Source organism: Tardiphaga sp. 172_B4_N1_3, from assembly GCF_052076035.1.
In the GTDB taxonomy this organism is placed as follows: Bacteria; Pseudomonadota; Alphaproteobacteria; order Rhizobiales; family Xanthobacteraceae; genus Tardiphaga; species Tardiphaga robiniae.
The window spans coordinates 4,427,551-4,452,943 of sequence record NZ_CP197238.1 but is presented as its reverse complement, the minus strand read 5'-3'; the positions used below and the strand labels follow the sequence as shown (position 1 = coordinate 4,452,943).

The window sequence follows — 25,393 nt, the reverse complement described above, 5'->3', positions numbered from 1 at the left end:
GCCGCGCGGATCCGGTTATCCCAAAGTGCCCCGCACCCCTGCGAGGCCAAAGAAACCGGGATGCGCATGACAAAGCTGATGGCTGCATCGTCGTTTGCTGCGCCTTGTGCGAATGCTGCTGCGCAGCCGGGCGGCTTCCTGTCTCATCTGGGTGCCGCCGATCTGCGCCAGTTGATGGCCCTGGGCGAGCGGGTGCCCTACACTTCGCAGGATGTCCTGTTCACGCAGGGAGCGCCGGCCGGCAAATGCTTCAGTGTGGTCGAGGGTGTGGTCGGCATCTACAGGACCGAATGCGATAATCGTCGCCAGATCACAAGTTTTGCGCTGCCGGGCGACATCCTCGAGATCGCAACGCAGGGGCATCATGAAGTGTCCGCCGCTGCAATCGGTCCTGCAGTGGTGTGGGAAATCCCGCGTGAGAAATTCGCGCAATTCGCCAGTCACCGGCCCTATGTGCTGAACGAGATCGTCGCGCTGATGGCGGCCGAGATCGCCGACGCACATGACAAGATGTTCTCGCTGGGCCGCCGTGCAGCGGAAGAGAAGCTCATCGTGTTCCTGACGTACTGGCGCGACCGGCTGCTACGGCTCGGCCGCGATGTCGATCCGCTGCCGGTGCCGATGAGCCGACGCGATATCGCCGATCATCTCGGCCTCACCGTCGAGACCGTGTGCCGGACGCTGGCCAAGCTCGAACGCCGCGGCACGATCGAGATTCTGCCGGGCCGCATCCGGCTGCTCGACACCGAATCCGTCGCGGCTCCCGCTCTCGCCTGACGCCTCGCGCAGCCAGCAAGCGAGCTTCCCCCAACTTTGATTTCAATCAATTCACTGAGCGCGCCGCCGTGATTGATGGGTGCGTGCTCGGGAAAGAATCATCATGACGAACCAGACTGACAGCGTGAAGTGGATGACGATCGGCGAGGCCGGTCTGACCGTGATTCTCGCAGCCACCGTATTTCTCTCCATCATCGCAGCAGCCAAGGCGGAGGATGCGGCCTATGCCTTCCACGTGACGCTGGCCGGCTTCGCCAGCCTGGCCTCCGTATTCGTCATCCTCAATCGCTATTTCGAGCGCGGCGCATTGCCGCCGCAGGAGATCGACGGGCGGCCGAATTACAATTTCGGGCCGATCAAATTCGCCACTGTGGCTTCGGTGTTCTGGGGCATCGCCGGCTTCACGGTCGGGCTGCTGATCGCCATGCAGTTGGCGTGGCCGGACCTGAACTTCAATCTGCCCTGGACCAGCTTCGGCCGGCTGCGGCCGCTGCATACGTCGGCGGTGGTCTTCGCCTTCGGCGGTAACGTGCTGATCGCGACCTCGTTCTTCGTGGTGCAGAATACCTGCCGCACCCGGCTCGCCGGCGATCTTGCGCCATGGTTCGTGGTGTTCGGCTATAATTTCTTCATCGTCATTGCCGGCACCGGCTATCTGCTCGGCGTCACGCAATCCAAGGAATATGCCGAACCGGAATGGTATGCCGACCTCTGGCTGACCATCGTCTGGGTGACTTATCTGCTGGTGTTCCTGATGACGCTGGTGAAGCGCAAGGAGCCGCATATCTTCGTCGCCAACTGGTTCTATCTCGCCTTCATCATCACCATCGCGGTGCTGCATCTCGGCAATAACCCTGCGCTGCCCGTCTCGGTCTTCGGCTCCAAGTCCTATGTCGCCTGGGCCGGTGTGCAGGATGCCATGTTCCAGTGGTGGTACGGCCACAACGCGGTGGGCTTCTTCCTCACCGCCGGCTTCCTCGCCATCATGTATTACTTCATTCCGAAGCGCGCCGAGCGACCGGTCTATTCCTATCGGCTGTCGATCGTGCACTTCTGGGCGATCATCTTCCTCTACATCTGGGCGGGTCCGCATCACCTGCACTATTCGGCACTGCCCGACTGGACGCAGACGCTCGGCATGACCTTCTCCATCATGCTGTGGATGCCCTCCTGGGGCGGCATGATCAACGGCCTCATGACGCTGTCCGGCGCATGGGACAAGCTGCGCACAGATCCGGTGTTGCGCATGCTGGTGGTGTCGGTGGCGTTCTACGGCATGGCGACCTTCGAGGGTCCGCTGATGTCCATCAAGGTGGTCAATTCGCTCAGCCACTATACCGACTGGACCATCGGTCACGTGCATTCCGGTGCGCTTGGCTGGGTCGGCTTCGTCTCCTTTGGGGCGCTCTACTGCCTGGTGCCGTGGCTGTGGAATCGCAAGCAGCTCTACAGCCTGAAGCTGGTCGAGTGGCACTTCTGGATCGCGACGCTCGGCATCGTTCTGTACATCTCGGCGATGTGGGTGTCGGGCATCCTGCAGGGTCTGATGTGGCGCGCCTACACGTCGCTGGGCTTCCTCGAATATTCCTTCATCGAAAGCGTCGAAGCGATGCACCCGTTCTACATTATCCGTGCCGCGGGCGGCGGGCTGTTCCTGATCGGTGCGCTGATCATGGCCTGGAATTTGTGGATGACAGTGCGCGTCGGTGAGGCGGAAGAGGGCGCGCTGTCGAGCCCTGGCGCCACGTTGCAGCCGGCTGAGTGAGGATCAATCATGTCGTTCTGGAGTCGGCACCAAATCTTCGAGAAGAACTCGATCGTCTTGATCGTGGGTATCATTCTCGTCATCGCCATCGGTGGCATCGTCGAGATCGCGCCACTGTTCTATCTCAAGAGCACCATTGAGGCCGTCGAGGGCATGCGGCCCTATACACCGCTCGAACTCGCCGGGCGCAATGTCTATGTCCGCGAGGGCTGCTATCTCTGTCATTCGCAGATGGTGCGGCCGCTGCGTGACGAGGTCGAACGCTATGGGCACTATTCGCTCGCGGCGGAGAGCATGTACGACCATCCGTTCCAGTGGGGCTCGAAGCGCACGGGGCCGGATCTGGCCCGCGTCGGTGCCAAGTATTCCGATGAATGGCACGTCACGCATCTGAGCAATCCGCGCGCCATCGTGCCGCAATCGGTGATGCCGTCCTACAAGTTCCTGGCCGAGACGCCTGTCAGCACCGAGAACGTCGCCAATCATCTGCGCACCAACCGCGCGGTGGGTGTGCCCTATACGGACGATCAGATCGCCAATGCGGTGGCGGACCTGAAGACCCAGGCCGATCCCGACAATGGCGATACCGACGCGCTGCTCAAGCGCTATCCGAAATCGGTGGCACGTAACTTCGATGGCAAGCCGGGGCTGCCCACCGAGATGGACGCACTGGTGGCCTATCTGCAGATGCTGGGCACGCTGGTCGATTTCAAACTCTACAACGAAAAAGCAAACCTCCGCTGAGGAGATGGAAGCATGCGCGCAATCCTGACCGTCGAGAACTTCGCGTCGAACCTCGTCCTCACATTCTGGACGCCGGTCTTTGTCGGAATCTTCATCGCAATTCTGACTTACGCTTTGTGGCCCCGCAACAAGGCGATGTTTGACGCAGCCGCGCGTCAGCCGTTGCGAGAGGATTGATCAGATCATGAGCGATCACGAAGGTGAATTCGACAAGGCCACCGGCAAGACTACCACAGGTCACTCCTGGGACGGCATCAAAGAACTCAACACGCCGCTGCCGCGCTGGTGGGTGATGACTTTCTATCTCACCATCGTTTGGGCGATCGGCTATTGGGTCGTGTATCCGTCCTGGCCGCTGGTGCAGAGCTACGCGACGGGCGTCATGGGCTATTCGTCACGCGCGGATGTCGCTGTCGATCTCGCTAATCTCGAGAAGATCCGCGGAGGCAAGATGGCGGCGCTCGGCGCTGCACCGCTCGCGGACATCGAGAAGGATCCGGCGCTGCTGGCACTGGGGCGTGCCAGAGGCCGTGTGGTGTTCGGCGACAATTGCGCGCCGTGTCACGGCACTGGTGCGGCCGGTGCCAAGGGCTTCCCCAACCTGAACGATGACGACTGGCTGTGGGGCGGCACGCTGGAGCAGATCGAGAAGACAATCCAGTTCGGCGCGCGTTCCGCCCATGCGGAATCGCATGAAGGATCGATGCTGGCCTTTGGCCGCGAAGGCGTGTTGAAGAAGCCGGAGATCGAGACGGTTGCGAACTACGTGCGCTCACTGTCCGGATTGCCGACGGCCAAGGGTTACGACGCGAATGCCGGCCAGAAACTGTTCGCTGACAACTGCGCTTCGTGTCACGGCGACGCCGGCAAGGGCAATCCCGACATGGGGGCGCCGAACCTGACCGACAACATATGGCTCTACGGTTCGGACGAGGCGACCATCGTCGAGACCATCACCAATGGCCGCAACGGCGTGATGCCAGCCTGGATTGGCCGTCTCGATCCGGCGACCATCAAGGCACTGACGATCTATGTCCATTCGCTGGGGGGTGGACAATAAGTCATAGCGCGCGCGGCCAATCCCGCGCGTGCCTTTGACGTACATCAATTGCATCGCACCGGCGAAGTCTAGGGTCATTCCAAGGACGAGAGTGACCTTCATGAACAAGCCTGTTACGCCCCAGGAATTCGACTACGGCCCGCTCTATGCGGCGCAGAAAAAAGTCTATCCGCAGAAGGTCTCCGGCAGGTATCGCAACGTCAAATGGGCGCTGATGGCGGTCTGCCTTGGCGTCTATTATCTGCTGCCCTTCGTGCGTTGGAACCGCGGTCCCGGTGCCCCCGATCAGGCGGTGCTGGTCGATCTGCCGAACAGTCGCTTCTATTTCTTTTTCATCGAGCTGTGGCCGCAGGAAGTTTATTTCTTCACCGGCCTGCTGATCCTTGCCGCCCTCACGCTGTTCCTGATGAATGCCATCGGTGGTCGCGTCTGGTGCGGTTATCTCTGTCCGCAGACAGTCTGGACCGACTTGTTTTTCGCCGTCGAACGCCTGATCGAAGGCGACCGCCGCGAGCGGATGAAGAAGGAGGCCGAAGGGCTCACGCTGCAGCGTGTCGTCGAACTGACGATGAAGCATTCGATCTGGCTCCTGATCGCATGGTGGACCGGCGGCGCCTGGGTTCTCTATTTCAACGATGCGCCGACGCTGGTGAGGGAACTCGTGACGTTCCAGGCGCCGGCGCTGGCTTATATCTGGATCGCGATCCTGACGGCAACGACCTACACACTGGCCGGCTGGATGCGCGAGCAGGTCTGTCTCTATATGTGCCCGTGGCCGCGCATCCAGGCGGCGCTGACCGACGAGTGGGCGCTCAATGTCACCTACAAGACCGATCGCGGCGAGCAGCGCACCTCGCTGAAGAAGGCGGCCGAGCTGCGCGCGCTCGGCCAGCCTGCAGGCGACTGCATCGACTGCTATCAATGCGTCAACGTCTGCCCGGTCGGCATCGATATCCGCAACGGCCTGCAGATGGATTGCATCCAGTGCGGATTGTGTATCGACGCCTGCGACGGTGTGATGAGCAAGATCGGCCGGCCGACCCGGCTGATCGGCTACGACACCGACATCAACATTGCCAGGCGCAAGGCGGACAAGTCAGAAATCTATCGCATCATTCGCCCGCGCACCGTGGCCTATGTCGGCATGATTGTCGCTGTCGGTGCGGTGATGCTCTACGCGCTGCTGAACCGCTCGCTGCTCGACATCAACGTGCTGCACGATCGCAATCCGGTTGCGGTGCGCCTGAGCGACGGCTCGATCCGCAATGCCTATACGGTGCGCCTCTTGAACAAGCGTGGCGCCGGCCGCGTGGTCACGCTCGATGTCAAAGGGCCGGTTAACGCTACGGTGCATGTGGTGGGCATGGATGCGGTGTCTTCGGGCTGGCCGGAGATCGTGCTTGGCCGCGACCAGACCACCGAGCTGCGCGTACTGGTGACGGCGCCCGCGGCAATCAATTCCGAGAAGTCGCTCCCGCTCGTGATGCGTGTCACCGATGCCGTCCATGGCGACATGGCGTCGGCGACCGATCATTTCGTTGCACCGTGAAGGAGAACAGCATGAGCGCCGCCGTTGCCGCACCTCGTCCGATCACCGGCCGGTTCGTCCTGATCTGCCTGGTTTTGTTTTTCGGCATGATCATCGGCGTCAATGTCGTCATGATGAAATTCGCGCTGGAGACGCTGCCGGGTGTCGAAGTGGATAGTCCCTATACAGCGAGCCTCGCTTACGGCAACGAGATCGAGGCCGCGCGCGGCCAGAGCAGTCGCGGCTGGAAGGTCAGCGCGCATGTCGAGCGCGATGCTGCAGGTGATGCCGCGGTCCGTGTCGAAGCGCGCGATCGTCACGGCAATCCGATCACGGGGCTGAGTTTCACCGGGCGGCTGGAGCGGCCGGCCGATCGTCGCGCGGACCGGCCGGTTGAGCTGATCGGGGCCGGGGGCGTGGTCTATCGCGGCAAGGTCGCCGAACTTGCGCCGGGACTGTGGGATCTGGTGCTTGAAGGCGAGGCCGGCGGACAGCGCATGTTCCTGTCGAAGAACCGCCTCGTGCTGAAATAGGTCCAACCATGCAGTCCCTCGTCGTCCTCGTGCCGCTGGCGCTCGCGCTTGGGTTGCTCGGCCTCTGGGCCTTCATGTGGTCGCTGAAAAGCGGACAGTATGAGGATCTGGAAGGTGCGGGATGGCGCGCGATTCTCGATGAGGATCCGCCGGCGAAGAAGCCTGGCGATCCGGCCTGAGGCCGTCTGCCGTTCATTTTCTTACCGTTACAACTTTATCGTCATGCCTTTGCCGCGTGCTGCCTCTGCAGGGCGCCTGCTGGCGTCTGCTGTGCGCTCGGCGCATACTCCCGGGAACGGATTTTGCACGCGTTGGGCCGGTCAAGAACGGCGCGATGCGCCTCACCAGAGAGAAATGAAGCACTATGTATGATGTGATCGTCGTCGGCGGTGGATCTGCCGGCGCTGCCGTGGCTGCCAGGCTCTCCGAAAATCCCGCCACGCGCGTGCTGCTGCTGGAAGCCGGCCTCGACTGGCGCGCGGTGGATGCGCCGTGGGAAGTCACCACGGCGAACCCGATCCCGATCATTCACCAGCGCGAATTCCAGGAGAAGTGGCAGTGGCCGCAGCTGCATTCGCGTCGCGTTGCCGGGCAGGACCAGCGCTTCTACTGGCGCGGCAAGGGTCTCGGCGGCTCGTCGATGATGAACGGCCAGATCGCGATCCGCGGTGTCGCCGACGCATTCGACGAATGGGCGTCGCTGGGGTGCACCGGCTGGTCGGCGAAGGAGATCATGCCGTTGTTCTCGGTGATTGAGGACGATCTGGACTTCGGCGACAGGCCCGGCCACGGCCGCGGCGGTCCGCTGCCGGTCTACCGTGCGCCGCCGGAGACATGGGGGCCGATCGACAAGGGCTTGCGCGATGCAGCACTGGCCTCGGGTTATGCGTGGTGCGACGACGTCAACGGGCCGGATGGCGAGGGCGTTGCCTGCTACCCGATCAACAGTCGCAAGCTGCGTCGCATCTCCACCAATGAAGCCTATCTCGAACCGGCGCGCGGCCGCGCCAATCTCGAAATCCGCGGTCATGCGCTGGTCGACCGCGTTGTGATCAAGGACGGTCAGGCGACCGGTGTGATCGTGCACTTCGAGGGGCAGGGCACGCAGGAAATCAGCGCGCGCGAGATCGTGCTATGCGGTGGCTCGATCCACAGCCCGGCGATCCTGCTGCGCTCGGGCATCGGTCCGGCGGACGAGCTGAAGGACATGGGCATCGCTGTCGAGTGCGATCTGCCCGTCGGCCGGAATTTCTTCGATCATCCGCTGTTTCGCACCACCCTCAAGCTGCAGGATGCCGTCGCGCCAAAGGATCGGGACACCCGCCACACCAATTGCTGTGTAACTTACTCGTCGGGCTTGGCCGAGGGCGGCAAACGCGACATGATCCTGATCGCGTTCAATCACCGTGGCATCGGCAATCCCGGTGCCATCGGCGCCGGCCTGTTCAATGCGTTCTCACGCGGCACGCTGAAGCTCGCATCGACCGATGCGTCGATCGACCCGATCGTCGAGGAGAACATGCTGGCAGACCCCCGCGACATGCTGCGGATGGTCGATGCCGTGAAGCGGCTTGCCGTGATCACCACGCAGCCGGCGCTGGCCGGCATCGCGGACTGGATCCGCCTCACCGATACCGACATGACGCTGCCGCAGGCGGCGGCGTTGCCGACGCGCGAGCTTGAAGCCGTGCTGCGCCGTGACACCGGCGATATCCAGCACGCCGCCGGCACCTGCCGCATGACCGGCTTCAAGGATACGGGTGGCGTGGTCAATCCGGATGGCACCGTGAAGGGCCTCAAGGGTCTGCGCATTGCCGATGCGTCGATCATGCCGTCGGATTGCCGCGCCAACACTCATTTCACCACGGTGGTGATCGGCGAAGCCATTGCGCGCATGATGATGCGCAGGTCGAATGTAGCGTCGCCCGTCGTGGCGATGGCGAAGTAAGAACGCGCAACGCAAGCGCTCAAGAGTGACCGAAGGACAATTCATGTTGAACACTACCGAAACCCAGATCATCGACTGGCTCGCGTCCCAGAAGCAGCCGATGATCGACCTGCTGCGCGACGTCGTGAACATCGATTCCGGCTCCTTCGACAAGGAAGGTGTCGATGCCGTCGGCGCTCGTTTCGAACAGCACTTCGCCGAATACGGCATCGAAACCTGGCGCGAGCCTCATGATGTCTATGGCGATGCCGTGCATGGGCTGATCACCAAACCCGGCAGCAACGAAAAGCCGATCCTGCTGATGGGCCATCGCGATACCGTGTTTCCCAAGGGCGAAGTCGCCAAGCGCCCCTTCACTATTAAAGGCAATCTGGCCCATGGGCCTGGTGTTGCCGACATGAAGGCCGGCGTCGTCATCAACGTATTCGTGGCCGCCGCGCTAAAGAAGTTCGATGCTGCGCCGTGCCCCATCAAGCTGCTGATCACCGGCGATGAGGAGATCGCGTCGCGCTCGTCACGGCCGATCATCGAGCGCGAGGGCCGTGCGGCGCGCGCCGTCTATAATTCGGAACCGGGACGTCCGACCGGCAATATCACCACCGGCCGCAAGGGCGGCGTGTTCATGCGCTTCGAGGTATTCGGCAAGGCCGCGCATTCCGGCAACAATTTCTCGGTGGGCATCAGTGCCATCGGCGAACTCGCGCACAAGATCGTGCAGATTCATGCGCTGACCGATATGGACAAGGGCATCACGCTGAATGTCGGCCTGGTGTCCGGCGGACAGTCGGTCAACACCACGGCGCCGCATGCCGAAGGCGAGATCGATTTCCGTTACATCGATCCGGCCGATCGCGCGACCATCATGGACGCGATTGAAAAGATCATCGCAACATCGACCGTGCCGGGCACGACGGCAAAGCTGCACATCAACGGCGAATTCCTGCCGCTGGTGCAGGACGCCGCTGCAAAAACGATGTTCGAGGCCTATCAGGCTGCAGCTGTGGATTCCGGGCTCACCACGCTGACGGGTGAATTCGCCGGCGGCTGCGCAGATTCCGGTTTCACCGCCAGCGTCGGCACGCCGACATTGTGTGGGCTCGGCCCGGTCGGCGGCAATGTCCATACCGACCTGGAGTGGCTGGATATCGAGAGTATCGTTCCGCGTGCACAGACACTGGCGCGGGCGATCCTGCGCACGGAGATCTGACGACGGGAGATGCCGCATGGCATGGTTCTGGCACGGCGATGGTTGCTGACAACGCCTTTGTTTGAAGAGACACTCGCCTGATCATGACATCATCTTCTCCCAATACTTCGGTTCCCACCCATCTCGAAGCCGATGTTCTCGTGATCGGCGCCGGTGGTGCCGGCATGTATGCGGCGCTGGAAGCGGCGAAGGGTGGCGCGTCCGTCATTCTTGCCGATCGCAGTTTGATCGGGCGCGGCGGCGCCACTGTCATGGCGCAGATGACGGTCGCAGCCGCTTTGGGCGAGCAGACACCAGATCACTGGGAACATCACTTTGCCGATACGCTCGCGGCCGGCCGCGGGCTCTGCGACGAGCGGCTCGCTGCACTGCTCTGCGAAGATGGCCCGCAGCGGTTGCGCGAGATGGATGCGTGGAAGGTCGGCTGGGCGCGCGAGGACGGCCATATCAAACAGGCGCAGGCGCCGGGACATGATCGGCCGCGCTGTGCCTATGTGGATTTTCTTTCCACCGGTCCGGCGGTGTCGAAGACGCTGCGCACGCAGCTGAACAATGCGAGCGGCATTCGTCGCATCGGCGATCTTACTATCGTCGATATCGCATTGCGTAACGGCGAGGCTTGTGGCGCCACGGCGCTGCATCTGCCAACCGGGCAGACGGTGACTTTGGCCGCTAAGGCTGTGATCATCGCCACGGGCGGGCTCACCGGTCTCTATCGGCGTAACAGTGCGTCGTCGAATATGGGCGGCGACGGTTATGCGCTTGCACTCCGCGCCGGCGCCGAACTCATCGATATGGAATTCGTGCAGTTCTTCCCGATCGGTCATCTCGCGCCGCGGCTCGTCGGCATGGATCCGATCATGTGGGACCCGTTTCGTTACAAGCTTGGCGGCAAGCTGCTCAATTCCGAGATGCGCGAATTCGAAGAGGACTATGCGACGCGCGACAAGCGCAGCGACGGCACCTATGTGCTGACGCGCGATCTCGCCACCTATGCGATGACCAAGGAGGTCGAAGCCGGCCGCGGCAGCCCCGCCGGCGGCGCCTATCTCAGCTTCCAGCATGTGCCGGAAGCTGAAATTCGCAAGGCATTCGGGCCGGTGGTGGACCGGCTCGCCGAAAACGGCATCGATCTCGCGCAGCGCCCGGTCGAGGTGGCGCCGATCGCGCATTATCATATGGGCGGCATTCGTGTGGACGAGATGATGGCGACCGGCGTGCCTGGCCTCTATGCCTGCGGCGAAGCGGTCGGCGGTGCCAATGGTGCCAACCGGCTGTCGGGCAATGCGATCACCGAAGCCTTCGTGTTCGGCGCGCGTGCAGGCCGCAGTGCTGCAGAGCGCGCGAAGCAGAATGCGTCGATGTGGTCAGCCGATGCTGCCAAGCCGGCAATCGATCTGCTGCGCAGTGCCAGCAAACGTGATGCGCCAAATCCCGCAGCGGTGATCGTGAAGCTGCAGGCCGTGATGGCCGACGATGTCGGCCCGTTCCGCACCGATGCGAAACTGCGTTCTGCGATATCGGCCATCGCGCAATTGAAGTCCGATATCGGCGATACGCCGTTCGCGTCGACCGAAGCCTTCGATCCCGTGCTGGCCGACTGGCTCGATCTCCGCAACATGCTCGCCGTCGCGCAATCCGTCGTCGTGCCGGCACTCGCGCGTACGGAAAGCCGCGGCGCCCATCAGCGCGACGATCATCTCGGTCTGGATGATGCGTGGAGCGTCAACCAGATCGTGGCACTGTCGGGCAGCGACATGACCCTGCGCAAAGTGATGCCGACCACCGGAAAGGCTGCCGCATGAAGGCGACACTTAGCATTCAGCGCGGCGCCTTCGGTGAAGCGCCGCATCAGGACATGTTCGACATTCCCTTCGAACACGGCCAGTCCATTCTCGACGGCTTGCGTGCCATCAGGCGCAGCATGGATCCCTCACTGGCGTTTCGCTTCTCCTGCATCAATGCGAATGCGTGCAAGGAATGCATGATGCTGATCGATGGCAAGGTCGATTACGCCTGCACGGTTCGGCTCAAAGAGGGAATGACGACGCTGGCGCCGCTGCCGAAAAAGGCGCTGATCCGCGATCTCGTCACCGAAATCGCACCGCCTGATGAACGGCTGATGCTGCGGTCCTGAATAATTGTCTGCCTGCGCGGCGATCAGGCTGATTAATTTATAGTCGTTCTAATCTGGGAAGAACCGCGTCGGCGACCTTCAATCCGATAGATCAGCGGCTCCGTCGCGGCTGCTGTTCGCTGCGACAATGCGCTGCATCATGGCAATAAACGCAGTCTGTTCCGTCTTGGTGAGGTTGCCGAGCGTGGCGCGGTGCGCCTCGCGTGCGGCGGTTTCGATCTTGTCGAGCAGGGCTGCACCGGCCGGTGTGAGCCGGCAGACGCGGGCGCGGCGGTCGTCGTCGCTGACCGGACGCTCGACCAGTCTGCGTGCTTCGAGTCGCTTCAGCGCGCCGGTCGTGGTCGTGCGATCCAGAGCAATATCAGCAGCTAAGCTGGTTTGATCGGCCGTTCCCCGCGCCGCCAATGCGGACAGCAGGCTGTATTGGAGTGGCGTCATCTCGAAGGCACTGCAGGCTTCCTGGAACAGCGCGACATGGATCTGGTGTAGCCGCCTGATCAAAAATCCCGGTCGCTGGGCCAGCGGCCAGGGCTTGTGGACGGGCTTGTCACGGCGCGGCTTGGCCTGGGGCAACGCAGTCTCTCCTTGTGTCGGCTACGGCTCGTATGGTGCGAGCGCGTTGAAAAACTACCGCATCGCAATGTTTATGGCACGGACTTTGCTTTTGTAAAATACGAAGTATGCTTCGTATTTTGGTGGATCTCTAATGTCCGCCGGAACGCAAGGAGACCGCCATGTCCGTTACCGCCTCATTCGACCTGCTGCTGCGCGGTGGTCGTGTTATCGATCCCGCCGCCGGTGTTGACGGCATCAAGGATGTCGCCATTCGCAATGGCAAGATCGCCGCCGTGCAGTCCGATATTTTGCCGACCAGCGCGAAGGAAGTGGTGGATGTGACCGGCAAGCTGGTGCTGCCGGGCATGATCGATACCCATGCGCACGTCTATCAGTATGTCAGTGGCCGTTTCGGCATGCAGCCCGACATGGTCGGCGTGCAATCCGGCGTCACCACGCTGATCGACCAGGGCGGCCCGTCCTGCATGACGCTGCCCGGCTTTCGTCACTTCATCGCCGAGCCCGCGAAATCGCGGGTCTACGCGTTCCTGTCGGCCTATCTCGTCGGTGGTCTTGAAGGCCACTTCTATCCCAACCTCTACAGCCCGGATGGCGTCGATATCGACGCGACCGTGAAATCGGCGGTGGCCAATCGCGATCTCGTTCGCGGCATCAAGGCCCATGCGGAAATCGGCGGCTTCGCGCGCTGGGGCATTCGCGTGATGGAAATGGCGGCCGAAATCGGCAAGCGCGCGGAATTGCCGGTTTACGTGCATTTCGGCCAGCTCTGGGGTCTGCCGGAATCGGGCAACAACGGCGAAGACGTCGATACGATTCTGGAGCGCGTGATTCCGCTGCTGAAGGAAGGTGACGTGCTTGCGCACCCGTTCACGCGGCATCCCGGCGGCTTCGTCAATCGCGAAGGCGAGGTGCATCCGGTGATCCAGGCGGCGATCGATCGTGGCCTCAAGATCGATGTCGGCCATGGCAGCCACTTCTCCTATCGCCTCGCCAAGAAGGCGATTGCCGCTGGCATCGTGCCGAACACACTCGGCGCCGACATCCACGGTTACAACACGGAGGTGCCTGCGCCTGCCGGCACGCCGGATGAGCACGAGGATGACGAGAACCATCCGTTCAAGGGCCAGGCTAAGTTCAGCCTGGTGCAGGCGATGAGTTCGATGATTTCGCTCGGTCTCACGCTCGAACAGGTGGTGCCGATGGTGACGTCGAACCCGGCCAAGATGATCGGCCTGTCCGACAAGATCGGTTCGCTCAAGGTCGGCATGGATGCCGACGTTTCGGTGCTCGTCGAGAAACCCGGCCGTTACGTCTTGCGTGACAACGAGAATACCGACGTGATTGCGAATGGGCTGCTGCAGCCGGCCTTCTGCCTGCGTGCAGGCACCCGCTTCGATCCGATCGCTCCGATCCTGCCTCAGGCCGTTGCGGCCTGAGCTTTGCAAGCCAGCTCGCTAGTCAATCCGGAAGACGCCGGGAGTTCGTCGATGCGCAATGAGCGAGATATCTCGCCCGCCGCGCCTGCCTCAAAGCAGGGCGTCGGCGCGCGCGTGCCGCGCAAGGAGGACGATCGCCTCATGCGCGGGCGCGGGCAATTCGTCGGCGATATCAGGCTGGCGGGATTGCAGGACGTCGCTTTTGTCCGCAGTCCACTGGCGCATGCGCGAATCCGGGCGATCCATATTCCGGAACGCTATCGCGACGTGGTGTTCACGTCCGCAGATCTTGTCGGTATCAAGCCGATCCGCGCGATTACGGGGCTGGCCGGTTTCAAGCCGTCCGATCAACCCATTCTGGCCACCGACAAAATTCGTCAGGTCGGCGAACTCGTCGCCATGTGCGTCGCGCCGACGCGTGCCGAAGCCGAGGATATCGCGGCCTCCGTCACGCTCGATCTCGAAGAGCTTCCCGCCGTCTACGATATGCTCAAGGCGCGTGAGCCCGGCTCGCCTCTGGTGCATGAACACTGGGGCGACAACGTCTTTCTCGAAAGCTTCTTCGAACTCGATATTACCCAGGCTCTCGATGCGCCGATCAAGGTGACGCGCGAGATCTCGACCGCGCGACAATGCATGTCGCCGCTCGAAGGTCGGGGTGTCATCGCCACGTTCGATCATCGTCTCGATCAGCTCACGCTCTATACGGGCAGCCAGATGCCGCACATTGTGCGCAACGGTTTGTCCGATTGCCTTGAGATGGATCAAGGACAGATCAGAATTGTCTCGCCGGATGTCGGGGGCGGCTTCGGTCACAAGGGCATCTTGCTGCCGGAAGAAGTCTGTCTGTCATGGCTCACCATGAAGCGCGGCTTCCCGGTGCGCTGGATCGAGGATCGCCGCGAGCATTTGGTCGCCAGTTCCAACTGCCGCGAGCATCACTACAAGATCACCGTCTATGCCGATCGCGACGGCACGCTGCGCGGCATCGACTGCGAAGCAACGGTCGATTCCGGTGCCTATTCTTCCTATCCATTCTCGGCCTGCCTCGAAGCGGCGCAGGTGGTCAGCATTTTGCCCGGCCCCTATCAGATGCGGGCCTATCGCTGCCGCACCTATTCGGTCGCGACCAACAAATGTCCGATCCTGCCCTATCGCGGCGTCGCCCGCACCGGCGTCTGTTTCGCGCTGGAATTGATGCTCGATCTGGTCGCCGCTGAAGCGGGGCTTGAGCCCGGCGACGTCCGTCTGCGCAATCTGGTCCGGCCGGAGCAGATGCCGTTCGACAACATCACCAAGAAGCATTTCGACAGTGGCGATTATCCCGAGGCGCTGCGCCGCGCTGTCGCGCAGATCGATATCGAGGACATCCGCGCGCGGCAGCGCAAGGGCGAGCCCGATGGACGCCTGATCGGCGTCGGCCTCTCGATCTATTGCGAGCAAGCCGCACATGGCACCTCGGTCTATTCCGGCTGGGGCATTCCCATGGTGCCCGGCCATGAACAGGCCACCGCGCGACTGACGCCGGATGGTGGACTCGAACTGAAGGTCGGGGTGCATTCGCACGGTCAGGGTCTGGAGACGACGCTGTCACAGGTCGCATTCGAGATGCTCGGTGTCGATGTCGGCAAGATTCGCGTGGTCCATGGCGACACGGCGATGACGCCTTATTCGACCGGCACCTGGGGCTCGCGCTGCATGGTGATGGCCGGCGGCGCGGTGGCGACGGCGTGCCACGAACTCGGCGAGCGCGCCAAGAAGATCGGCGCCAAGCTGCTGCAGGTCGATGAAGCCAATGTCGTGCTGGTCGACGGCGAAATCCGCGGGCCCAATGGCAGCGTGACGCTGAAGGAAATCGCCCACACTTGGTATCGCCGCCCGCAGGATCTGCCCGGGGATGTCGATCCCGGCGGCCTGGAGGCGACCTCCGGTTACAAGCCGCAGCGTGACAGCGGCACGTTCAGCTATGCCGCCCATGCGGTCACCGTCGCCGTCGATCCTGATTTGGGCGATGTGGAAATTCTCGATTACGTCATCGTTGAGGACGGCGGCGTGCTGGTCAATCCGATGATTGTCGACGGCCAGATCTATGGCGGTCTCGCGCAGGGCATCGGCACAGCGCTGTATGAGGAGATGCCGTTTGATCGCGCCGGTCAGCCGCTGAATACGACGCTCGCTGACTATCTGCTGCCCGGTCCGACCGAAGTGCCGATGCCGTGGCTCGACCACATGGAGACGCCGTCGCCTTACACCAAGTTCGGCGTCAAGGGCATCGGCGAAGGCGGGGCCATCGCGCCGCCGGCGGCTATAGGCAATGCGGTGAACGATGCGCTGCGCGGTCTCGGCGTCGAGATGCTGCAGTCGCCGATCACGCCGCGCCGCGTGCTGCAGGGCATTCTCGCAGCGCGCGATGCGAAGAGGACCGCCGCATGAAGCCGGCACCTTTCGCCTATGAGCGCCCGCGCGACGTCGCCTCGGCCTTAGCCGCAATGGCTGGCGATGGCGTGATCAAGATCATGGCCGGAGGCCAGTCGCTCGGGCCGATGCTGAATCTGCGTCTGGTGGCTCCCGACACCATCGTCGATATCACCGGCCTCGCCGAGCTGAAGCATGTGGAAGTCGCCGGCGATGAGCTGGTGATCGGCGCCTGCGTCACCCATGCCGATATCGAGGATGGCCGCATTCCCGACGTCACCCGCGGCGCGATGCAACGCGTGGCCTCCGCCATCGCCTATCGCGCGGTGCGCAACCGCGGCACCGTCGGTGGTTCGCTCAGCCATGCCGATCCGTCCGCGGACTGGGTCTCCACTTTCGCCGCACTTGGCGCGACGCTGTCGCTGCGTAGTGCAAGCGGAGCGCGGCGTGTTGCGATGAAGGATTTCATGCTGGGTGCGCTGGAAAGCGTGCTGCAGCCCGGCGAGATGCTGGAAGCCGTGCGCGTGCCGGCGATGTCTCGCTCCGCGCGCTGGGGCTATGTGAAGAGCTGCCGCAAGACGGGCGAGTTCGCCCATGCCATTGGCGCGGTGCTGATCAATCCAGAAGCTGGCAAGGCACGTATCGTCATTGGCGCAGTCGAAGCCGCGCCGATCATCGTTGAGAATGCCGAAGAACTGTTCGGCGGGCGTATCACCAGCGATTTCAAGTCGCGCTTCGACGCGCGCGTCGCCGACACCCTGCTGTCGAAGGGCGGCATGAGTGATGCTGCGGACCGGCACATCCATGTCACCATTCTGCGCCGGGCTGTTGCGGAGGCCGCGGCATGAACTCGGTCGAACTCACCGTTAACACCCGTGCCGTGAAGAGGGATGTCGAGCCGCGCACGAGTCTCGCCGACCTGATGCGCGACACGCTCGATCTCACGGGGACGCATCTCGGCTGCGAGCATGGCGTCTGCGGCGCCTGCACGATCCTGGTCGATGGCGTACCGACGCGCTCCTGCATCACCTATGCGGTGGCCTGCGACGGCGCTGACGTCACCACCATCGAAGGTCTTGATGATGACGAGATTGCCACGGAGCTGCGCGCCGCCTTTACCCGCGAACACGCGTTGCAATGCGGCTACTGCACGCCGGGCATGCTGGTCTCGGCGCGCGATCTGGTGAAGCGCCTGCCGGATGCTGACGAGAAGCAGATCCGCATCGGCATGTCAGGCAATCTCTGCCGTTGCACTGGATATGTCGGCATCGTCCGCGCCGTGCAGTCGGTCATCACAGAGCGCCGCGCGCGCGATATCGCGCCGGAGCCGGATGCTGGCCGCAAGGTGCTGGGGCCGGCGGGTTCGGGACACAAAGCCTGTGTCAGCTCCCAGAAGCTGATGCCCGCGCAGCCTGCTGTATCCGAACCGGCTGCAGCCATCGCACCGCTGGACATTCCAGACTTCACGCCATCGACCACGCTGGATCAACAGTTCACCGTCGCGCATCCACCTGCAAAAGTCTTTGCACTGTTCGATGACATCGCGGCCGTCGCCTCGTGCCTGCCGGGCGCCACGCTGGTGGGCACGCCCAGACCTGAGCGGGTCGAAGGCGCGATCCGCGTCAAGATCGGACCGATCTCGGCCAATTTCAACGGTGCCGCGCGCGTCGAATGCGACGAGGCCAATCTCTCCGGCCGCATTCTCGGCGTCGGCAACGACCAGCGCAGCCGCTCCACTACGCAAGGCGAGATTCGTTACCGGCTTGTGCCGCAGGATGACGGCGTGGCCACGCGTGTGGAGCTTTCCATCGGTTACAGCCTCACCGGCATGCTGGCGCAGGTCGGTCGCAGCGGGTTGGTGCGCGATCTCGCGGCGCGGCTGGTCGCGGAATTCGCCGGCAATCTCGATCGCCGCCTGTCGGGCGATGCGACATCGGCGCCGTCAGCGGCAGCCGATCTGAATGGTGTTTCGTTGATCCTCGGTCTCCTGCGTGAGCGCGCGACGAATGTCGTTCGCCGCCTCACCGGGCGCGGAGGATCGGCGTGAGAGATCGACGTTCGCGCGGACATGCGAGCGGCGGGGTTTGGACTGCGCAAGTTTCATCAGCGTAACACTGGAGGACCACATGATACGGACCATCAAAGCCGCCTCGGCGACGGCCCTGGCAATTGCTTTCCTGAGCAGCGCTGCGACTGCGCAAACCATCAAGATCGGCGTCAACGAACCGCTGACCGGCGCCTTTGCCGCGTCGGGCACGTATGTCGTTAACGGCGCCAAGATCGCCGCCGACGAAATCAACGCCAAGGGCGGCCTGCTCGGCAAGAAGATCGAACTCGTCATCGAGGACAACAAGAGCAACCCGACCGAAGCCGCTGCCGTCGCCGAAAAGCTGATCACCCGCGACAAGACGCCGGTGATGCTCGGCGCCTGGGGCTCGAGCCTCACGCTGGCGGTAATGCCGAAGCTCGTCGAATACGAAACCGCGATGGTCGTCGAGACCTCGTCGGCGAGCAAGATCACCACCTCGGGCAATCCTTACGTGTTCCGCATCTCGCCGCCGTCTTTCGTGGAAGCGGCCGCCTTCAAGAACATCGTCGACAAGCTGGCGTTGAAGAAGGTGGATTTTCTTGTGATCAACAATGACTGGGGCCGCGGCACCGCCGAGGACTTCAGCAAGATGATGAAGGAGAAGGGCATCACCATCGGCTTGGTCGAGACCATGGATCAGTCAGCGCAGGACATGAGCGCGCAGCTCGCCAAGATCAAGGCAACGGACTCCGAGACCGTGATCATCACCGCCGCGGTCGACCAGCTCACGCTGATCTTCAAGCAGGCCGCAGCACTCGGCCTGAAGAAGCGCATCATCACCACCGGTGGTTCGCAGAACCCCGACCAGATCATCGCGCAGGCCGGTGCCGCCGCGAACGACACCATGCATCTGACGACCTTCCTGCCCTGGATGCCGGAGAAGACGCCGAATCCGGAAGCCACCACCTACTTCATCGGTGAGTGGAAGAAGCGCGGCTTCGATTTTGCCGGCTGCACCGAGAGCTTCCGCGGCTATGACGGCATCCGCACCATCGCGGCAGCCATTGAAAAGGCCGGCAAGGCCGAGCCGGCAGCGATCAAGGATGCGCTCTGGAAGATCGACGTCAAGGGCCTGAACGGCGACATCGTGTTCAAGAAGTCGGGCCCGGCCGGTTCGGAGAGCGGCCAGAGCTTCCCGAACGTCTATCTGGTCGAAATCACCGGCGGCAAGATCGTGATGAAGGATCTCTGAAGCTTCCACGCTCCGGCCATGAGCTCCCTCGCCCCTCGCTTGCGGGAGAGGGCCGGGGTGAGGGGCTACTTCAAGGTGGAATACTGGCTCCCCCTCACCCGGATTACTCGCTTCGCTCGCAATCCGACCTCTCCCCGCAAGCGGGGAGAGGTTAGTCAACCACTGAGATTGGATTACCCGTGGACCAGCTCCTGCAACACCTCGTCAACATGCTCGTGCTCGGCGGCACCTACGCCCTGCTGGGCATCGGACTGACGCTGATCTTCGGCATCATGAACGTGGTGAACTTCACCCACGGTATCCTCTACACGTTCGGCGCCTATATGATGTTCATTGTCGTGCATCAGCTCGGTCTGAATTTCTTTGTCGCGCTGCCGGTAGCGATTGTCGCGGGCTGGCTGCTGGGCGCGGTCATCGAGATCACGCTGCTGCGGCCGCTGCGCGGCGCCGATATCGACACTACCATGCTGGTGATGATCGGTGCCTGGATCGCGATGCAGTCCGGCGCGCTGTGGATCTGGGGTGGCGTCGCCAAGTCCATCGACAATCCGTTTCCCGATGCGCCACTGGTGATCGGGCCCGTGTCCGTGTCCTGGCTTCGCCTGTTCGTGCTGTTCGCCGCCGCGCTGCTGATCGTGCTTGCCTACTCGCTGATCAATCTCACGAAACTCGGCAAGGCGATGCGCGCGACCTTCCAGGATTCCGACACCGCGGCGCTGATGGGCGTCAATGTCAGCCTGATCTACACCTCGACCTTTGCCATTGGCTCGAGCCTTGCGGCCGCTGCCGGCGCGTTGCTCGGTCCGGTCTATGTCGTGTTCCCGCAGATGGGCGATCTTGCTGCGGTGAAGGCCTTCGCCATCGTCATCCTCGGCGGTCTCGGCAATATCACCGGCGCCGTCATCGGCGGCTTCATTCTCGCACTCGCTGAAGAGCTCGGTGCCGGCTACGTCTCGTCGGGCTATCGCGATGCCATGGGCTTCCTGATCATCATCATGGTGCTGATCTTCAAGCCGACAGGACTGTTCGCACGGGCGGAGCGCGTCGGATGAAACAGATTGTCACGCTCCTCTGTCTTGCCTTCTTCATCTCTGTGCCGATGTGGCTGACGGATCCGTATCTGCTCAATGCGCTGATCACGACCGGCATCTTCATCATCGGCGCCATGAGCCTCAATCTGCTGCTCGGCTTTACTGGACAGCTCAGTCTTGGCCATATCGCCTTCTTCGGCATCGGCGCCTATGTCAGCGCGTTGACCTCGCTGGGCTTCGATGTGCCGATCTACGGTGACTTCCACATCGTCCACGTGCCGTGGCCGCCGATTGCAGGCTTCTTTCTGGCGATCCTCATTTCGGGCTTCTGCGGCTATCTGGTCGGACGCCTGTCCTTCAGCGTGCGCGGCGCTTACTTCGTCATCGTCACGATCTCGTTCGCCGAAGTTGTCAGGCTGGTGGCCCTGAACTGGGTCGAGCTGACGCAGGGCCCGCTGGCGCTGACCAATATTCCGTCGATCACCATAGGTCTGCCGGGGCTTGGCTATCTCGTGCTGAAGACGAAATTTCACAACTACTATCTGGTATTGGCCGTTGCTGCGATCTCCTACTTTCTGATTTCGCGCCTCGTTCACTCTCATTACGGCCGGGCCATGCGCGGGCTGATGGAGAACGAGACGCTGGCTGTCGCCGTCGGCATCGATGTGACAAAGACGCTGACACTGGCTGCCGTGATCTCTGCTGGTATCGCCGGCGCGGCGGGAAGCCTTTACGCGCATTACATCCGCATCATCGATCCCGACGTCTTCGCTTTCATCTCGACGGTGACCATGGTGATCATGGTGGTGTCGGGCGGCAAGGGATCGCTGGCCGGGCCCGTCGTCGGCGGCGTCATCTTCGGCCTGCTGCCTGTGTTCCTGCGACCGATCATGCCGCCGGAAGCGCAGTGGATCACCTATGGCGTGGTGCTTATCGTCATCCTGTTCGTGATGCCGCGCGGCATCGTGCCGTCGCTTGCTGCGAAACTCGGTTTGGCCCGTGCCGGTGGAACCAGACGAGCGTCCATCGCCGTCTCCGAACGCACCGCCGAGGAGCACGCGTGATGGCCGAGACAGTCCTCAGCATTGAACACGTCGCCGTTCATTTCGGCGGCCTCGTCGCGATCTCGGACATGAATTTCCATGTCGACAAAGGCGAGATCGTCAGCCTGATCGGGCCGAACGGCGCCGGCAAGACCACGGCCTTCAACGTCATGACCGGCTTCCTCACGCCGACCAAGGGCGCGGTGAACTATTGCGGCGCGGACCTCAAGGGCAAGAAACCGCATGAAATCGCAGATCTCGGGCTCATCCGCACCTTTCAGCGTACCAGCGTGTTTCCCAACGACACCGTCTACGACAACGTCCTGATCGGCCTGCATCGCCAAGGCGAGCTTAAAGGCAAGCTCGGCCTCGCCGAAGCCATTCTCGGCCTGCCGCGCGCCCGCGCATCGGAGAAAGCCCAGCGCGCGCGCGCGGCCGAATTGGTGCGCTGGATCGGCCTCGAAGCCCGCGCCAACGACCTCGCCGGTTCGCTCTCCTACGGCGAACAGCGCCTCGTCGGTGTCGCGCTGGCGCTCGCCGCGCAGCCGAAGATGCTCCTGCTGGACGAGCCTGTGTCCGGCATGAACGCGTCGGAGACGCATACTTTCGTGCAGCTGATCCGCAATATCCGGGATCGTGGCGTCACGATCCTCTTGGTCGAGCACGACATGCCGATGGTGATGAGCGTATCGGATCGGATCGTCGTGCTGAATTACGGTCGCATCATCGCCGAAGGACCGCCCGACGAAATCCGCAAGAATCCCGCAGTGATCGAAGCCTATCTCGGTCAGAGCGCGAAGGATGTGGTCAAGGAGGTCGCAGTCCATGCTTGAGATCCGTGACATGGTTTGCGCGTATGGCCAGATCTCGGCCCTCAAGGGCATTTCGCTCTCGGTCAAGGCCGGGCAACTTGTGGCGCTGATCGGTGCCAACGGCGCCGGCAAGAGCACAACGTTGCGCGCGATCTCGGGCCTCGTGCCGTCGCGCTCCGGCAGTCTTCATTTCGACGGTGAAGACATCACCGGTATTGGCGCGCAGCGGGTGCTTACCAAGGGCATAGCGCATTGCCCGGAAGGCCGTCGCGTTTTTCCGCACATGACGGTCGCCGAAAATCTCGACATGGGCGCCTATCTGCGCTCCGACATGTCCGAAGTCGCAGTGGACCGCGATCGCATTTATGGCGAGTTCCCGCGCCTCGCCGAACGCCGCAAGCAGGCGGCTGGCACGTTGTCCGGCGGTGAGCAGCAGATGCTGGCGATTGGCCGTGCGCTGATGTCGCGGCCGCGCCTGGTGATGTTCGATGAACCGTCGCTTGGTCTCGCGCCCAACATTGTCGAGCGTACCTTTGCGATCATCCGCGCGATCCGCGACGCCGGCACGACTGTTTTGTTAGTTGAGCAGAATGCCTTCGCCGCGCTCGAGATGTGCGATCATGCCTATCTGCTGGAGTCCGGCCGTGTCGTGCTGTCGGGCGCGGGCGCGGAGCTGATCGAGAACGAGCATGTCCGACGGGCCTATCTTGGCGGATGACGACAATCCCGCCCGATGGGTCGCGGTCTGTTCGCGCGAGCGCCTGACCGAGCAGACAATCGTCTGCGTAAGCGTGGCTGGCCTTGGTGTTCTCATCGTGCAGGATGGTGAGACCATCTATGCCTGCGAGCGCGCCTGTCCACATGAGCAGGCCGATCTCAGCCTTGGCCGCGTCGCCGATCGCCGGCTGCACTGTCCGCGTCATCTGGCCTGGTTCGATCTGGCAGACGGCAGCATGTCGCCGGGCTGGCCCAGCAGGGGTTTGCGACGCTATCCGGTGCGCGAAAGGGGTGCACAAATCTGGGTCGATGCACAGGCCGTCGTCCCGAAGTAACAAGCCTTCGCGACAGTTACGCGGCATCGGGTCTGGATGCAGAATTCGTTGGCGCTGCAGCATTCAATTGGTGCAGTTGCGGTATAATAATCATGCTTGCCCCCTCGTAAAGCGCGGATAATACTGCTGAAAAGTCAGACTCCTGAGTGTGTCTGGCAGTACACAAATGGGCGCAAGACCCATGCTTCTCGTCGATCTTCCAAGCGATCTCCGTCAAGGGCCAGGGATGTGACCATTATCGATTTCGGCAGGGCCATCCCATCGTCGCAGGGGCGCGGCTGGCAGCAATGGCCCGGCCATGAGGACTTTTCGCTGCAGTTCTTGCGCGTGCTGCGCGCGGCGCAGGAAGGCGGAAGTACCGTTTCGGAATGTTTCCTGGCGGCGGAGCGCATCAATCCGCGCGATGACGAGAGCTGGTATCGCGAATGGCACAGCGCGGCTGATATCAACCGTGAGCGCGCCGCGGAGGCGCTGGCCAGCGGCCGCATCCCGACGGCGCTGAGCAACTGGCTGCGCGCAGCCAACTACTATCGCACCGCTCAGGTCATGCTCGCTTGTAGCGATCCGCGGCAAGGCGCAGCCATCGCCTTGATGCAGGATTGCGCCCGACTTTACGTGCAGCATGCAACGCCTGCCGGCGAGGTCGTCGAGATCCCGTGGCGGGACGGTGTGTTGCAGGGATACTTCGTTCCTGCGCCGCGCGCGACGCGGCCGCTGCCGGTCGTTCTCTGCGTCGTCGGGCAGGGCCACTACAAGGAAGAGCATCTGCACAGGGTGCCCAGCTACGCGCTGGAACGTGGTCTCTCGCTGTTGCTCGTCGATTTACCCGGTCAATCCTATAGCCAGGAGATGATCGGGTCGCCTTGTCGGTATGAGGTCGAAACGGCGATCAGCGGCTGGGTCGATTTCCTGGCCGACCGCAGCGATATCGATCAGGAGCGAATTGCGATCTTCGGAGACGGCCTCGGAGCTGCCTTTGCGACGCGCGGCGCAAATCTCGACGACCGCTTTGCAGCAGCTGTTTGCGATGCCGGAATCTGGGAGCTTCACGAGCGCGCCTTTATTGCCAGCCGCATTTCAGGCCGCGCAGGTCTGGGCTGTCCGAGTGAAATCGAGGGCTTCAACAGCAGCAGTGTCGCCGCCAACATCAAATGCCCGGTCCTGGTTGCCATGGGCGAACGCGACTGGCTCGATGTCGATCACGTCACGGAATGTTGCCGCGTCATGAAACAAAACGGCCTCGACATCGAACTGAAGATCTTCCGCGCGTCGGAAACGGTGGCCCCGCCCGCCCAGATCGATATTCCGACAGTGGGCAACGAGTTCATTTTCGACTGGATTGTCGATCGTCTGGACTCACGAACGAAGTAGGGCGCGGCGCGGTCGATTGATCCGCCACTCACCCGGCGACGTTTAGCTCTCGACTTCCAGCATCAGTGTTGCTTTTTCGAGGCGACTCTTGAGCCGGGACATGTGCTGTCCGATCTCCTTCAAGGCCTGCTCGTCGAAATCGCTGAGAATGAAATCCCCGAGCGACTCCCTACGAGCTGATAGCGCGGAGATCTTCTTGCTGGCCTTTTCGGACAGCGACATCAGTACGACACGGGCATCCTCGCGGGACGCGACGCGCCGCATGAAGCCATTCTTCTCGAGCATCTTGGATTGGGTGGTGACGAAGGAGGGGTCGACGTGGAGCATGGCGGACACATCCTTGACCGGCACGCCGTTGCCGCGATCGAGGTCGCTGACGGCCATCAGGATCATCCATTGCGGTCCGCTGATGCCGAGCTCCTTGGCCCAGAACTGGCGGATTCCCTCAAGATGGACGTTGATCGAGGCGATGTCCCAGATGAACTGTCGGATGATCTCCTGATTCTGGCCGGTCACCCAAATCGAAAGCTCATTTTCGTTCCAGCCCGCAGATCCCCCACGCATAGTCACCACTGCCCCGCCGGCCATTCCATCGTCCCACACTTCTCAGAATTCTATAATTGTATCAGTGAATTGTGACGTGCAAACCACGATTTCGTGTGTTGCCGGGAAACCAC

25 protein-coding genes are annotated in these 25,393 nt (G+C 62.4%); 23 read left to right on the top strand and 2 right to left on the bottom strand.

Annotated features, from left to right (window positions below; genetic code table 11):
• Positions 1–60 precede the first annotated feature (60 nt).
• From AB7783_RS21045 to AB7783_RS20990, 12 genes are all read left to right on the top strand, one after another.
• A complete protein-coding gene (locus AB7783_RS21045; protein WP_441278715.1) occupies positions 61–777 on the top strand; it encodes a Crp/Fnr family transcriptional regulator in 717 nt (238 codons plus the stop codon).
• Positions 778–910: 133 nt separating this feature from the next.
• Positions 911–2,542: a cytochrome-c oxidase, cbb3-type subunit I gene (gene ccoN, locus AB7783_RS21040; RefSeq protein ID WP_441279731.1), complete on the top strand. Its 1,632-nt coding sequence runs from the start codon at positions 911–913 to the stop codon at positions 2,540–2,542.
• Positions 2,543–2,551: 9 nt separating this feature from the next.
• Positions 2,552–3,286 (top strand): cytochrome-c oxidase, cbb3-type subunit II, encoded by a 735-nt coding sequence (ccoO, locus tag AB7783_RS21035; RefSeq protein ID WP_441278714.1) that lies wholly within the window; start codon positions 2,552–2,554, stop codon positions 3,284–3,286.
• A gap of 12 nt (positions 3,287–3,298) precedes the next feature.
• Complete coding sequence (locus AB7783_RS21030; RefSeq protein WP_068729582.1) at positions 3,299–3,463, top strand: cbb3-type cytochrome oxidase subunit 3; 165 nt, start codon at positions 3,299–3,301, stop codon at positions 3,461–3,463.
• A 7-nt stretch (positions 3,464–3,470) separates the two neighbouring features.
• Complete coding sequence (gene ccoP, locus AB7783_RS21025; protein ID WP_441278713.1) at positions 3,471–4,346, top strand: cytochrome-c oxidase, cbb3-type subunit III; 876 nt, start codon at positions 3,471–3,473, stop codon at positions 4,344–4,346.
• Positions 4,347–4,446: 100 nt separating this feature from the next.
• Positions 4,447–5,895, top strand: a complete 1,449-nt coding sequence (gene ccoG / locus AB7783_RS21020) for a cytochrome c oxidase accessory protein CcoG (protein WP_441278712.1) — start codon at positions 4,447–4,449, stop codon at positions 5,893–5,895.
• An 11-nt stretch (positions 5,896–5,906) separates the two neighbouring features.
• Entirely contained in the window at positions 5,907–6,407 is a 501-nt protein-coding gene (locus AB7783_RS21015; RefSeq protein ID WP_093758164.1) for a FixH family protein, read from the top strand.
• 8 nt (positions 6,408–6,415) lie between these two features.
• Positions 6,416–6,586 (top strand): cbb3-type cytochrome oxidase assembly protein CcoS, encoded by a 171-nt coding sequence (gene ccoS, locus AB7783_RS21010; protein WP_441278711.1) that lies wholly within the window; start codon positions 6,416–6,418, stop codon positions 6,584–6,586.
• Positions 6,587–6,771: 185 nt separating this feature from the next.
• The gene (locus AB7783_RS21005) at positions 6,772–8,355 is read left to right on the top strand and encodes a GMC family oxidoreductase (RefSeq protein ID WP_441278710.1); all 1,584 of its coding nucleotides are present in this window, start codon (positions 6,772–6,774) and stop codon (positions 8,353–8,355) included.
• Between the two features lie 43 nt (positions 8,356–8,398).
• Positions 8,399–9,562 (top strand): M20 family metallopeptidase, encoded by a 1,164-nt coding sequence (locus tag AB7783_RS21000; protein WP_441278709.1) that lies wholly within the window; start codon positions 8,399–8,401, stop codon positions 9,560–9,562.
• 83 nt (positions 9,563–9,645) lie between these two features.
• Positions 9,646–11,367, top strand: coding sequence for an FAD-binding protein (locus AB7783_RS20995; RefSeq protein WP_441278708.1), 1,722 nt, complete (start codon positions 9,646–9,648; stop codon positions 11,365–11,367).
• Positions 11,364–11,699, top strand: a complete 336-nt coding sequence (locus tag AB7783_RS20990) for a 2Fe-2S iron-sulfur cluster-binding protein (RefSeq protein WP_441278707.1) — start codon at positions 11,364–11,366, stop codon at positions 11,697–11,699. The genes AB7783_RS20995 and AB7783_RS20990 overlap by 4 nt, the downstream gene beginning before the upstream one ends.
• A gap of 78 nt (positions 11,700–11,777) precedes the next feature.
• Here the strand turns inward: AB7783_RS20990 and AB7783_RS20985 are convergent, their stop codons facing one another.
• Positions 11,778–12,272, bottom strand: a complete 495-nt coding sequence (locus AB7783_RS20985; RefSeq protein ID WP_320445806.1) for a MarR family winged helix-turn-helix transcriptional regulator — start codon at positions 12,270–12,272, stop codon at positions 11,778–11,780.
• Between the two features lie 161 nt (positions 12,273–12,433).
• Here AB7783_RS20985 and AB7783_RS20980 point away from each other — a divergent pair, with 161 nt between their 5' ends.
• The 11 genes from AB7783_RS20980 (at position 12,434) to AB7783_RS20930 (ending at position 24,716) form a co-directional block, all read left to right on the top strand.
• Entirely contained in the window at positions 12,434–13,711 is a 1,278-nt protein-coding gene (locus AB7783_RS20980) for an amidohydrolase/deacetylase family metallohydrolase (RefSeq protein ID WP_441278706.1), read from the top strand.
• 51 nt (positions 13,712–13,762) lie between these two features.
• Positions 13,763–16,144 (top strand): xanthine dehydrogenase family protein molybdopterin-binding subunit, encoded by a 2,382-nt coding sequence (locus AB7783_RS20975; protein WP_441278705.1) that lies wholly within the window; start codon positions 13,763–13,765, stop codon positions 16,142–16,144.
• On the top strand, positions 16,141–16,974 hold the full coding sequence (locus AB7783_RS20970) for an FAD binding domain-containing protein (protein ID WP_441278704.1): 834 nt from the start codon (positions 16,141–16,143) through the stop codon (positions 16,972–16,974). The genes AB7783_RS20975 and AB7783_RS20970 overlap by 4 nt, the downstream gene beginning before the upstream one ends.
• Positions 16,971–18,173: a xanthine dehydrogenase family Fe-S subunit gene (locus AB7783_RS20965; protein ID WP_441278703.1), complete on the top strand. Its 1,203-nt coding sequence runs from the start codon at positions 16,971–16,973 to the stop codon at positions 18,171–18,173. Before AB7783_RS20970 ends, AB7783_RS20965 begins: the two co-directional genes overlap by 4 nt.
• Positions 18,174–18,252: 79 nt before the next feature.
• The gene (locus tag AB7783_RS20960; RefSeq protein WP_441278702.1) at positions 18,253–19,407 is read left to right on the top strand and encodes an ABC transporter substrate-binding protein; all 1,155 of its coding nucleotides are present in this window, start codon (positions 18,253–18,255) and stop codon (positions 19,405–19,407) included.
• Positions 19,408–19,586: 179 nt separating this feature from the next.
• Positions 19,587–20,459, top strand: coding sequence for a branched-chain amino acid ABC transporter permease (locus tag AB7783_RS20955; protein WP_170849610.1), 873 nt, complete (start codon positions 19,587–19,589; stop codon positions 20,457–20,459).
• Positions 20,456–21,502 carry a branched-chain amino acid ABC transporter permease gene (locus AB7783_RS20950; protein WP_441278701.1) on the top strand — a complete coding sequence of 349 codons (1,047 nt, stop codon included), beginning with the start codon at positions 20,456–20,458 and terminating at the stop codon, positions 21,500–21,502. The genes AB7783_RS20955 and AB7783_RS20950 overlap by 4 nt, the downstream gene beginning before the upstream one ends.
• Positions 21,502–22,314 carry an ABC transporter ATP-binding protein gene (locus tag AB7783_RS20945; protein ID WP_089267863.1) on the top strand — a complete coding sequence of 271 codons (813 nt, stop codon included), beginning with the start codon at positions 21,502–21,504 and terminating at the stop codon, positions 22,312–22,314. The genes AB7783_RS20950 and AB7783_RS20945 overlap by 1 nt, the downstream gene beginning before the upstream one ends.
• The gene (locus AB7783_RS20940) at positions 22,307–23,011 is read left to right on the top strand and encodes an ABC transporter ATP-binding protein (protein WP_441278700.1); all 705 of its coding nucleotides are present in this window, start codon (positions 22,307–22,309) and stop codon (positions 23,009–23,011) included. The genes AB7783_RS20945 and AB7783_RS20940 overlap by 8 nt, the downstream gene beginning before the upstream one ends.
• A complete protein-coding gene (locus AB7783_RS20935) occupies positions 22,983–23,345 on the top strand; it encodes a Rieske (2Fe-2S) protein (protein ID WP_441278699.1) in 363 nt (120 codons plus the stop codon). Before AB7783_RS20940 ends, AB7783_RS20935 begins: the two co-directional genes overlap by 29 nt.
• 228 nt (positions 23,346–23,573) lie before the next feature.
• On the top strand, positions 23,574–24,716 hold the full coding sequence (locus AB7783_RS20930; RefSeq protein WP_441278698.1) for an alpha/beta hydrolase family protein: 1,143 nt from the start codon (positions 23,574–23,576) through the stop codon (positions 24,714–24,716).
• Positions 24,717–24,758: 42 nt separating this feature from the next.
• Here the strand turns inward: AB7783_RS20930 and AB7783_RS20925 are convergent, their stop codons facing one another.
• On the bottom strand, positions 24,759–25,232 hold the full coding sequence (locus AB7783_RS20925; protein WP_244558562.1) for a MarR family winged helix-turn-helix transcriptional regulator: 474 nt from the start codon (positions 25,230–25,232) through the stop codon (positions 24,759–24,761).
• Between the last annotated feature and the right edge of the window lie 161 nt (positions 25,233–25,393).